Here is a 10,678-nt window from a genome sequence, read left to right as displayed (position 1 = left end):
ATCTGCACAGTCACTGTCATACCGCTGACAGTGGGATAGCTTCCATCGGGCTTCTTAATTACTGCCTGAAAGCTAATACCTTTATGCTGGGCCTTGGCTTCAGGCATTACTAAAACCAAGGCTATTAGAATAGTGAAAGAGACAACGTACAGCTTATTCATAAAAGACTCCTTCAAATTGCCAATTATTGCCCGTAATACTTTTTGTCTTTTCTGAAGCCTCGCCAAAAACCCCGACGAACTGATACCCATTGGATGTCGTAACAACCTCTCCAGATATATAGTCAGGATTTTTGCGATTAAGAATCACTGTATCGTCCAAGAAAGAAGGTTGCCCGGACAAGGAAGTAATACTTGCTTCAAAGGAACAACCACCAAGCCCAAGAAGTACCAAACCAAAGCAGAAATATTTAATACCCATCTTTAGCAGCCCCTCACTTCCGACCAATCGACGGAACTATTAGACTTCTCGGGCTTTAGTTAGCCATGCTAAATACCACAAAAAAATACTCTTTAAGATTGTATTCTGACCCAAACAGAACTTGCAGCCGGAGCCAAGAAGGAGGCCCCGCTACCATTTCTATTTAGTTTAGAATGTATTCAATCCAGCCCTTCACCACGTGGTGGCCAATCTCCTGCTATGCTCAAAAGGCTGCTTAAGTTCCTCTTTAGATTGGCTGCCGGATTTGCAATAGTACCGGTTACAAAGTACGGAACTTATATTTAAACAGCTCATTTTTTAAGTCCAGACCTGCAGTCCTTAAGATTTTCTGTATCAATCGCAAGTCATTGGACGATCTCACGTTGCTAAAGTCACAGTAGACCGTTTCCGGATTAATCCAACCGCTCCCTGCCCCACAGTCAGGAAGCCGGCATTCCATTCCTATCAAATGATAGCTAGTCATACTACTGCAGGCGACGTCTCGCACTTTCCTATTCAACGAGGGGCTTCTCTTATAATAGATCTCTGCACTTTCTTCCCGACTTTGGCCCACACCTAACTTCATGACATTCACGATAGCTACAGCCGAGGCTCCTGCAATGGGTTTTACTTCGAGAGCCAATAATGTTTGTGAAAAAAGAAGCACTCCGATAGCTAATGGAAATCTAGTCATGCCCCCTCCTTGATATCACTTTACAAAATTTGAGGTGATATTTCACTTTCTGTCTTAGATAGAACAAAAACCAACCTCCAGAACATCTCACTCTAAGAAAGCCACCTCATTCAATTGTATAAAAAACAAGCTCGCCGATAGACTTGAACAGCACCTGGGGAAAGGAAACCTACATGGATTTAACAAAATCTAAGCGGATTCTTATGTTCTTTGTCCTTACACTGACGCTGTTGCCTTTATTTCAAAACTGCAGTGGTGCCTTCCGCGTCAATGATTCCGCACCTGTTAGAGCACTGGCTTCAATCCCTTTTGAAAGGATCGAAGGCCTCTCGGGCTTAAGCAGCCATTCCATTGAAACCGGCACCCCTTATCCCGATGGGGCTTTTAGATCTATATCGTCAAACAACTTACTTCTTAATATTCACAACAAACATGTCTTCCAAAGAAAAGAATCAGTCACCCTTAATGGACTGACGACTCCTGACGCAGCAATTGTCTCATTGAAATTTAAAAAAGCCTCGCCAGGAGTCAAGTGGATTACCGTCAATATCCAACTCCTACCAAAAAAGATTCTTTTAAGTAAAACATACTCAGTCGATCCATCATCGTCGGCTGAATTGTCACTGCCTATCGTTCTTTCTGCGGGTGGATGGTATACTTTGAAGCTGATTCAAGTCGACGAACAGCAACAGATCTCCTACATCTCTGATGTTTCTCAGTTTGGCGTGGGCGACATCTATCTTATTGCCGGCCAATCGAATGCTGCCCAGCATGCCGAGGTTAAAACCAGCGCAAGGAACCCACTGGTTGTGATGAATGATCCCGAAAAAAACACCTGGGTGGCCGCCTCAGACCCACTTCCTTTCGCCTCGACCGATCCAAATAAAGCACTGACTGAAAGATCCAATGGGAAAGGCCAAGGTTCCAACTGGCCCGAACTTGGTGACTATCTAGCCCAAAAAGACAACGTTCCAATTGCCTTCTTAAATACGGCCGTCGGAGGAACAACAATATCTCAGTGGCAGCCCAGCGCACAGGCCTTCTACATTGGGGCCAATCTTGAAAACGACTTTAGAGCCTATCCTCTATATGACCGACTGCGCTTTGCCGCGAGATCACTGCAGGAAAAAAGTGGTGGATTCAAAATGATTCTTTGGCATCAAGGCGAATCAGATCTTTATGCCGAAGACTGTAGCACCAAGCCACTGGCGACTTGTGCACCTATTCTTTATACAGCACGATTTATGCAACTTAAAGTGACCCTCGATGCCGATCTTGGAATCAATGCAAAATGGCTTGTTGCTCGCGCCTCCTTTGGTCCGGACAAGCATCCAGAAAACTGTATTGACATCCAGCCCGTCAAGCCAGACCACGCGGAAATGCTAAGAAAAAGTCAACAAGCCCTTTGGACACTTAATAACGTCTATCAAGGCCCGGAATCCGACGACCTTAAAGAAGGCTATCGATATTCAGGATTCACGGGAGCTTGCATTCACTTTTCACTGGCTGGCCAAAAAGAAATGGCAATTCGTTGGTTCCGGGCCATCGAAGCATCAAACAGAACTACGGCTTCATCAGACAAATTTGTCGACTTCTCAAATCAACACGGCGACTATCAATGCCGTATCGGCCAACTTTGTGTCTCTCGCACTGGGGGACAGAATATGTCCGTCTATGATAGATCAGGAACCTCGATCATCAGCACTGTTCGATGTAATGGGCCCTGGGCCCTCGATTTCACGGCAGACCACTATACGAACATCTGCAATGGCCTAACAACTGTCGATGCTGACTTAAACTCCCCTAACCATTGGCAGCAGGTAAAAACGCAGCATAATCCTTTACCTTCACCAACGCCTGCACCTGTGCCCGTGCCGAAGCCAGGTCTAGTGCGCCTTGTGGACCGATCTCAGGCTAAGAATGGATTTGTCACCTCTTTTGATCAGGAAATATGGGGTGCAGGCGAACAAGCCCGAGCTTGTTCTGGAATTGTAGATCGTGTTGGATGTACGAAAGACAGCGACTTTGTTTTGATTACAAAAGCATGGGGAACAGCATCCTATAGAAAGAATGACGATGTCTTTATCCACAAATCCAACGTGGAAAAGCTCGGCTTCCCAATGGGAAACTATTTCACCACCGTCATCATGGCCAATGGTTCTCGATATAAGCTACTATTCACTCCTAAAGACAATACCGTCTCACCACCATCACAAACACAGCCTTCCCAGTGCAACCACGGCGTCAGAAAAACAGAAAATGGTGGTGCCTTGGAATGGCATTGCAGATGCGATAAAGTTCCAAATATCGGCAACAAGGTGGGCTGGAAAAGACAAGACGACGGCTGCTTTCACCGGGAACCTACTTACTTCTGCGCCAATAAAAAGAAGGTATATTTTGCTTGCAATAAGACCCCAGCTGGCGACGGCTGGAGCAAGCAAGGTGACGGATGCTACCACCTAGCAACCAAACTAAATTGTCCATAAACAATGACCGGGAGATAACAACAATGATAGTGATATCCTTTCGCAAAAATATTCTAAAAGCGCTTACTATATTTTTCATCCTGCCCTATGCAAATGCATCATCGGTCAACTGTCCGGCAAATATTCTATCCTCAACAATATACTTTGTTCCTCACGTGAACGACTATTGTAAGGACGGTAAGATCTGCAAAGCCTTTGTAACCGAGGTCAAAATGCAAGGTTCAGGAACTCTTAATGGCAATAAAGTGCTCACATACGATGGAAGAACTCGTAACATTGGCAATTGTAACACTGCCGTCGGCGCGGCAGGTACTTGCCTGACTCCATATATTTCCGTTGCCGCTGACGACAGGTACTATAGAATGGGGGACATGTTGAAGGTTCCCAGCCTTAAAGGCCAAATTGTTAGTCTTGAAAATGGAAAAAAGATGACCCATCCAGGAGTCCTGGTTGTTGAAGATGTCGGTGGTGCTATCAATGGCAACAACCGCTTCGACCTATTTACAGGACACTTTGGGCTGTCTCATCCCAACAACACCTTCGGCTTAAAGGGTCCTTTAAAGATGACCGCCAAATCAGAGTGCCTTGATAGAAAAACATTTTCGGTGGTTCGTAAAAATACACCAGAAGCAGTTTTCTTAAAAGGTCAAATTAAAGTAGCCTTGGAAAACGTCAATAGACCGCTAAAGGCTGATACTCTTGCAGAAAAGAATTCCAAACAAATCAATCATGGAGGAATCAAATAATGAATCCACTGAATGCAACGCTTCTAATGACTATCGCTCTTACAATCCTACAACCTATCCAGGCCTTTTCTTGTGAAGAACACGCAAATAGCTCACAATTACTACTCTCGGATTACTCTGAGTTTAGCGATTTCCAACAAGACCAAAAGCAATACTACCTGAAAAAAGTTAGACCACACTTAACACAACTTGATGCGCTAAAAGATCTGACATCTGAGAAATTAAAAGCGGACTCTATGGACGAAGATAAGTGGGACAACATCTATAAAACTGTTGAGGCTCAGTGCAAAGAAAAATCAAATAAAAGTATTTGCGACAAAATTTCCGCAGCCCGAAGAAAAGCCCTTCATAAATACGGGAACCAAAAGTTAGAAAACAGAAAGGCGCAACAAATATCTGTTGAGTCTGATGACTAGAAGATCAGTGCTTTGGAAACGGCCTGCCAACCGTAGCCTTGGAGAAGGTTGGTGCCCCCGAGCCTAAGCTGGTCGAACACATAGGGCCGTTTATTCGAAAGCCAAATAGTATCTCTGGTATTCTGGTTGTGTTAGGAGACCTTTATGGACACAGCAAGAAAAGTAGACTCAAGAGGCCGCCTTCTTTTAGGAGAAGAATTTGCTGGATCAATGGCTATCGTGGAGAAAAATATTCACGGTGATCTCGTGGTAAAGCGAGCTGTAGTTGTTCCCACTCGTGAGAAATGGCTTCATGAAAACTCAACGGCTATCAGTCTTGTGCAGGCGGGGCTTGATGCTGCGGCTAAGGAGCAAATCAGCAGCAATCCAGCTTTTGAGGAATCTCTCTCTTGGATTGATGAGTTGGAGGACTAGATTCAGTGTTTACGCTTGAATGGACAGCTCCTGCGACGACAACCTACCTGCAATTAAAAGCGGCCGCCGAAGCTTCGCTAAAAGCTCGTAAGGCTAATAAGAAAACAAAAGCCTCTAAGCAAGAGGGGCTTTTGAAACAAGTAGCAAAATCCATTCAGTACCTTGCTCTTTTAAGCAATCAATCCACATCCGTAAATGAATTCCCCAAAAATCAAGAAGCCTGCGAATTTCTTGGCAGGCTTCTTATGGGAAACAAGGGCTACTAATTTGATTATTTTACTGTAACTTGGGATGCCTGTGCTGGCACACTAACAATCTCTGCGCTGACTTTGCCATTCTTTTTTGATACAGCAATATATGGAACCTCAGAATCATCAAACGTTACAATTTGTGGTGCTGGCGTGCGCCCCGCTGTTGTCATTTTAGAGGAAGTTTGGCAAGCCGTAAGGCCTATCATCATCAAAACAGGGATTGCTATTAAAAACGTGACTTTCACACCAATGAGTATTGCAAAATCCTGGCCCCTCCAAGAGAAGGCTTATAACCGTTAAACACCGATTCAGGGGACTTTGCCATATATCGCTGACCGACGTCTAAGAGTTCAACAGTCAAACGACTTAGGCTGCTCCTATATCAATTGCTACTTAAGCAAGAGCGAGCTTATTACGTTGAATTTAACAACCTTGCAGGTTGTTAACTGAACCTCAATCGAACCAATTTCTCCTGAGCCATCGCTAAAGACAGATGAAAATTGAATTTCGTAAACTTGACCAGCGGGCAAATCTTTTATTCTCGGCAAAGCAACGTAAAATTGTCCACCTGACATATTCCTTTGCTTCGTCAAAATATCTCCAACTACATTTTCTGGAGAACAAGCCTCTGCTTTTGCGAATCCCGCAAAAAGAGAGAATGCAAACATCAAAACTGCGATATAGCTTTTCATAAAATCCCACCTTTAATATCAGAGAGTTTTCTATATGAAAATGACCGCAATTAATAGCCCGCCACGAGAACATTGTCTTTATTTCAGTGCCATCTAAAAATTGATCACGAATCCAATGAATTCGATCAGGCATGGTGTTTCCTATTTCGATTGTATTGGATTTAATAAAGGTTGGTGCGGGAGGGACTTGTCCCCCCATGGACGTGAATCCAAGAGATTTTGAGTCTCTCGTGGCTACCATTACACCACACCCGCGTTGAGGTATATTTTGTAAAGAAAAGACTCCAAAATATCCCTATCCTCCTGGAAAATTCAGAACACTATAGGATTACATTCATTTAAGTAAGCTTATTGCCTCTACCTAAAAAGCCGAGAGGTATTCTATGAAACTGCTGATTCTGATCCTACCCATTTTTCTTTCTGCGTGTGGAGTTCTCAACTTCTCTCTTGAAAGTACCATCTCAACAAGTGCACCATCAGTTGCACCGCCAACCCCCATCGAGCTTACTCCGCAAAACTTCATGGTCGTTTATGATGGCGAAGGGCACGTGGATTTCAACTCTGACAATATCACGATGGCACCGAAAGCTTCGACCGCAGGGAGTGAAACACATGCGTCTTTGGTGATGCTCCAACAAACTATCGATACCCCCCTGCAAGATTTCGAACTGGTTGTGGATCTCGAGGTAACCCAGCAACTTCGTCAGAACACAGCGGCCAATGATTGGGAGGTTTTTTGGCTCTTCTTTAGTTATAACGGAAGTGTGACAGGAAAGACGACCAACTACTACATATCAAAACCTGTGAATGGATCGGAATTGGGACTGGCTCATGGCGAACTCGGACAGAATTTTATTTCTACAGATGCTGCAACAACAACCGCTGTGGGATCTCGTCATAAGTTTAAGTTTGTGCGTGTAGACAACAAGTTTACTGTGCATCGTGATGGCACTTTTTTCTATTCTTTCGAAGGGAACACGGCCTTCCCGAAAAAGATGTACGCTTCCAAAGGCTCCTTGGGGTTTTACTCTGAAGATGCCGAAGTCAAAATCTATTCTGTGGCTTTGAAGAATCTTGATGGAGCACAAAGCACGGCACCGACACTGCCTTTATTAGCTTCCATATCCCCTGTCATAAAGCCACCTCAAGAAGCCATCGCCCTGAGTGTCGCCGTCAACAATCTGGCGCAAGTTGGAAATCTTTTTTGGTCGTGCAACTTTAAAAGAGTTTTTGGCAACCTCAATGTCTTTCCGAATTTAGATTGCCTAGGAAATGGCACAATGAGTGCCTCGGGTGCTTTTGAATGGACACCGTTATTCAGTGATATCGGCAGTTGGTTCTTTAATTTTGAAGCTTCAGAACAAAACTCAGGATTTGCCCGAGAAAAGGTGTATCTGCAGGTGCGCCCTACGTGGACGACCAATCAGCAACTCTTCCTTTACGATGCACAGTTCTCCCTACCTAAAACATGGGAAACTAAAAGCGTTCTTGTCGCGCGAGAAATCGCAACGACCGATAACAATCGCACAGATCCTTGGCCTGGCCTTACAAATGCCGACACGATGGACTTGAGTGGATTGAATGAAACTGCTCCATGGATTGTTGACGTCGACACTGGACTTGCAGCTTTGCACTTCGATGCGAATCAAGACCCTCAAGGTTTACCTCTTCCCGTAAGCAACTTGGGAAATACGAAAGAATTGCGTCTATCTTATTGGTTCAAACGCGACGACAACAATAGTAAGAGCGCTCTCTTAGTAAATCACACCAATGGCGTTTTTGAGAGCAGTCACTGGTGGGGCGTTATTTCAAGCCGCTACACCGATGGTGGCGCTGAAGTACTTTGCATGGATACGACTCCGGCCACGGACGATTGGACATTTGTTACGAGTCAAGTCACAGGCAGTCTTATGAAAACATACGTCAACGGACGTGAGGTTTGCAGTCAAAGTCTTCCAGCGACTTATGACTTTTCTTCTCCTTTCCGAGTTGCGCCTCAAGTGCAAGGTCCCTTTGCATTTGCAGGCCTCATATCAGAAATCGCCGGTTATAAACAATCAACGGCTGCTGAAATTTTCGCCGACTTCGCGGCCACAGCAGAACGCTATCGTCGTGTTAAAATTGGCGCGATCACACAGAATGACCTCGTTCTTCATTGGGATGCTGCGAATGCAGAGTCAGGAATACGTCCCTCGAGTACTGCGACTCCCTCAGGCTGGGCCGACCTTACTTCGGATACATATTCAAAAATCATGGGTGGTTTTGATGGCACACCGACTTCGGGCTTTGTCACGACAACTCCTGCAAATTCTTCTATGGCCTTTGATGGAGTGAATGACTATATTCAACTCAATACCAACGCCAGCCTTTCTTTAGGACCAACATGGACTATCGAGGCCTGGCTGAAACCGGGCGTGGCATTGGGAGTGGATAATAGTTTTCCTCCGAATCATATGAACCATCCTCTTTTCAAAACTATTTTTGAAAAAGCCACCTATGACAATGCGAATAAGCTGTCGCAAGGTTTCGGTATGAGAATTGGGACCAACAACGAACTGACAGCTTTTATCGTCAATAATTACGGTTTCACGGACACCGTGGCATCCGTAGAAAGTTTAGATATCAATCAGTGGTATCACGTCGCTGTGAGTTTTGATAAAAACACTTCAAAAATAGGAGCCTATATAAATGGCGTTTTAAAAGCGACGAAGATCATTGATATCAAACGTGATCAGGCTGGGACTCCGCAGGCGGACGGTGATGTTATTGGAGGACTTTCAAATACATTTGTAGGAATTCCAGCTGATGCCGACGGACGTCGTCGCTATAATGGAAATCTAGCAATTCTTCGTGTTTACAAATCCGCACTCACTGACGCGAAAATCAAAGCTCATTGCAAAGCGCAGAATGCACGCTTTGGTGTAACTTGCAACTAGCCCAATTACTCGGGCGTGTTTGAAGAGTGCCCTGTCAGTGTTTTTAGATGAAGGCACTATGGGTTTTGAGGTTCCCCCTGGACTTACCCCCTCTTAAACAGGACCACTTAGTCAGCTTCAAAAAAGGGGTATGACTATGAATACGACTAGTAATAGTACTAGTAACAAAACTTATAAAACCGAGATTCTGGGCAAAGAGCGGAAACGCCGTTGGTCCCCATCTGAAAAACAGTCCATAGTTTCAGAGACTGAGAGAATGCTGGGTCGTAAGACTGAACAGGTGGAGATCCTCAGGGATGCCATCGAGCTTGCACGCGAAAAAAAACTGATCTCGCGGCAACCATTGCCGGGAGTCGAAGATATTCCCTTCGCAACATCTGTGAAGCCTTTGAAATAGCTCGCTCTAATATCGTCAACAGATTCAAGGAAAACGCCAATATGAAACAACGGACTCAACCCGATGACGGTGATCTATTGCCTGTCATCAAAGAGATCACTGATAACCGGCCAACCTATGGATACCCCAGGTGACGGCTTTGCTAAACCGCCAAAGAACTGAAGACGGATTGTCGCCAGTGAACCACAAAAGGGTTTACCGGATCATGCGCGAAAATGATCTTTGCTTGGCCCGGCATACTGGAAAATCATATAGACAGACCCATGATGGCAAGGTGATCACAATGAGAAGTGATCTACGGTGGTGTACAGATATTTTTGGCATTAGATGTTGGAATGGTGACTTTGTGTGGGTGATCTTTGTAATGGACTGCCATGACCGAGAAGTCATCCGCTGGGCCGCAAGCTCTGTCGGCATCAAAGGCGAACTCGTCAGGGATCTTGCTGCAGAATGCTTTGACCAGAGGTTCCCTGACCACAAACAGGTTCCGCATCGTCTTGAGTGGCTATCTGACAATGGCCCCCAGTTCGTAGCCACTGAGACCATTCACTTCATCCGAAGTCTGGGGATCTCGGTATGCACAACACCGGCATACAGCCCAGAATCTAATGGAATGGCCGAAGCCTTCGTAAAAACCTTCAAAAGAGATTACGTGTACGTCAACAGCATCCCTAATGCAGAAGCTGTTCTAGAAGTTTTGCCGAAGTGGTTCAAAGATTATAACGAAGTTGCACCGCATAGGGGCTTGAAGATGATGGCTCCGACGCAGTATCGAGAACAAACAACAACCGCTGGCTAGGTGGTCCTGTTTTTAGAGGTTAACTCCACCTTCATCGAGTCCTTCAATGGCCGTTTCAGAAATGAGTGTCTGAATGACCATGCCTTTGCTACCTGCCTAACACGTCGAGACTCAATTATCCCTCTTCCAGCAAGATAACTATTCCTATTTGCTTTGCAAAAAAAGCCCCTTCGTCATCTAAATGAAGAAGCTTTTGGGGTAGCAACAATTAATGGGACAAGTTTATACTTAGTTGTTTTTCGGAGTGAAGTCTAGTCGCTGGGTCTCTCCATTTTCCTTTTTCACTGAAAGATAATAGTTCCCCATTGGAAAACCACGTCCAGCAACATTGGATTTATGAATAAAAACACCATCCACGGCCCGATAAGATTCTGCACCCCAAGCTGTTGTCATCAACACATAGTTGGTGCATGGTGCTTGGGTGGTA

At 44.9% G+C, this 10,678-nt stretch carries 12 protein-coding genes and 1 pseudogene; 9 read left to right on the top strand and 4 right to left on the bottom strand.

Going from position 1 to position 10,678, the window contains the following annotated elements:
• Positions 1–153: 153 nt before the first annotated feature.
• Complete coding sequence (locus AC04MQ_RS19185; protein ID WP_475392881.1) at positions 154–420, bottom strand: hypothetical protein; 267 nt, start codon at positions 418–420, stop codon at positions 154–156.
• An 867-nt stretch (positions 421–1,287) separates the two neighbouring features.
• On the opposite strand from AC04MQ_RS19185, the gene AC04MQ_RS19180 reads away from it, so the two are divergent.
• From AC04MQ_RS19180 to AC04MQ_RS19160, 5 genes are all read left to right on the top strand, one after another.
• A complete protein-coding gene (locus tag AC04MQ_RS19180; protein ID WP_475392880.1) occupies positions 1,288–3,600 on the top strand; it encodes a sialate O-acetylesterase in 2,313 nt (770 codons plus the stop codon).
• A gap of 23 nt (positions 3,601–3,623) precedes the next feature.
• Positions 3,624–4,346, top strand: coding sequence for a 3D domain-containing protein (locus tag AC04MQ_RS19175; protein WP_475392879.1), 723 nt, complete (start codon positions 3,624–3,626; stop codon positions 4,344–4,346).
• A complete protein-coding gene (locus tag AC04MQ_RS19170; protein ID WP_475392878.1) occupies positions 4,346–4,762 on the top strand; it encodes a hypothetical protein in 417 nt (138 codons plus the stop codon). The genes AC04MQ_RS19175 and AC04MQ_RS19170 overlap by 1 nt, the downstream gene beginning before the upstream one ends.
• Positions 4,763–4,906: 144 nt before the next feature.
• A complete protein-coding gene (locus tag AC04MQ_RS19165; protein ID WP_475392877.1) occupies positions 4,907–5,176 on the top strand; it encodes a hypothetical protein in 270 nt (89 codons plus the stop codon).
• Positions 5,177–5,181: 5 nt separating this feature from the next.
• Positions 5,182–5,442 carry a hypothetical protein gene (locus AC04MQ_RS19160; protein ID WP_475392876.1) on the top strand — a complete coding sequence of 87 codons (261 nt, stop codon included), beginning with the start codon at positions 5,182–5,184 and terminating at the stop codon, positions 5,440–5,442.
• Between the two features lie 5 nt (positions 5,443–5,447).
• Here AC04MQ_RS19160 and AC04MQ_RS19155 read toward each other — a convergent pair whose 3' ends face one another.
• Together AC04MQ_RS19155 and AC04MQ_RS19150 are read right to left on the bottom strand one after the other, a co-directional pair.
• Entirely contained in the window at positions 5,448–5,672 is a 225-nt protein-coding gene (locus tag AC04MQ_RS19155; protein WP_475392875.1) for a hypothetical protein, read from the bottom strand.
• Positions 5,673–5,816: 144 nt separating this feature from the next.
• Positions 5,817–6,119: a hypothetical protein gene (locus tag AC04MQ_RS19150; RefSeq protein ID WP_475392874.1), complete on the bottom strand. Its 303-nt coding sequence runs from the start codon at positions 6,117–6,119 to the stop codon at positions 5,817–5,819.
• A gap of 383 nt (positions 6,120–6,502) precedes the next feature.
• Here AC04MQ_RS19150 and AC04MQ_RS19145 point away from each other — a divergent pair, with 383 nt between their 5' ends.
• The 4 genes and pseudogenes from AC04MQ_RS19145 to AC04MQ_RS19130 all read left to right on the top strand — a co-directional run.
• On the top strand, positions 6,503–9,055 hold the full coding sequence (locus AC04MQ_RS19145) for a LamG domain-containing protein (RefSeq protein WP_475392873.1): 2,553 nt from the start codon (positions 6,503–6,505) through the stop codon (positions 9,053–9,055).
• Positions 9,056–9,191: 136 nt separating this feature from the next.
• The gene (locus AC04MQ_RS19140; RefSeq protein ID WP_475392883.1) at positions 9,192–9,452 is read left to right on the top strand and encodes a hypothetical protein; all 261 of its coding nucleotides are present in this window, start codon (positions 9,192–9,194) and stop codon (positions 9,450–9,452) included.
• Between the two features lie 130 nt (positions 9,453–9,582).
• Positions 9,583–10,251, top strand: a complete 669-nt coding sequence (locus AC04MQ_RS19135) for an IS3 family transposase (protein ID WP_475392872.1) — start codon at positions 9,583–9,585, stop codon at positions 10,249–10,251.
• Between the two features lie 24 nt (positions 10,252–10,275).
• A pseudogene (locus tag AC04MQ_RS19130) lies at positions 10,276–10,368 on the top strand (integrase core domain-containing protein); the annotation flags it as partial.
• Between the two features lie 111 nt (positions 10,369–10,479).
• On the opposite strand, the gene AC04MQ_RS19125 reads toward AC04MQ_RS19130, so the two are convergent.
• A partial coding sequence (locus AC04MQ_RS19125) for a hypothetical protein (RefSeq protein WP_475392871.1) occupies positions 10,480–10,678 on the bottom strand: 199 nt, incomplete at its 5' end.

This window comes from Bdellovibrio sp. MYbb2, assembly GCF_056175685.1.
This window is presented reverse-complemented; position numbering and strand designations above follow the sequence as displayed.

Excerpts from the sequence above, each read along its gene's own strand:
- AC04MQ_RS19175 (WP_475392879.1), top strand. The coding sequence starts at position 3,624 with ATGATAGTGATATCCTTTCGCAAAAATATTCTAAAAGCGCTTACTATA.
- AC04MQ_RS19165 (WP_475392877.1), top strand. The coding sequence starts at position 4,907 with ATGGACACAGCAAGAAAAGTAGACTCAAGAGGCCGCCTTCTTTTAGGA.
- AC04MQ_RS19140 (WP_475392883.1), top strand. The coding sequence starts at position 9,192 with ATGAATACGACTAGTAATAGTACTAGTAACAAAACTTATAAAACCGAG.
- AC04MQ_RS19170 (WP_475392878.1), top strand. The coding sequence starts at position 4,346 with ATGAATCCACTGAATGCAACGCTTCTAATGACTATCGCTCTTACAATC.
- AC04MQ_RS19185 (WP_475392881.1), bottom strand. The coding sequence starts at position 420 with ATGGGTATTAAATATTTCTGCTTTGGTTTGGTACTTCTTGGGCTTGGT.
- AC04MQ_RS19145 (WP_475392873.1), top strand. The coding sequence starts at position 6,503 with ATGAAACTGCTGATTCTGATCCTACCCATTTTTCTTTCTGCGTGTGGA.
- AC04MQ_RS19180 (WP_475392880.1), top strand. The coding sequence starts at position 1,288 with ATGGATTTAACAAAATCTAAGCGGATTCTTATGTTCTTTGTCCTTACA.
- AC04MQ_RS19150 (WP_475392874.1), bottom strand. The coding sequence starts at position 6,119 with ATGAAAAGCTATATCGCAGTTTTGATGTTTGCATTCTCTCTTTTTGCG.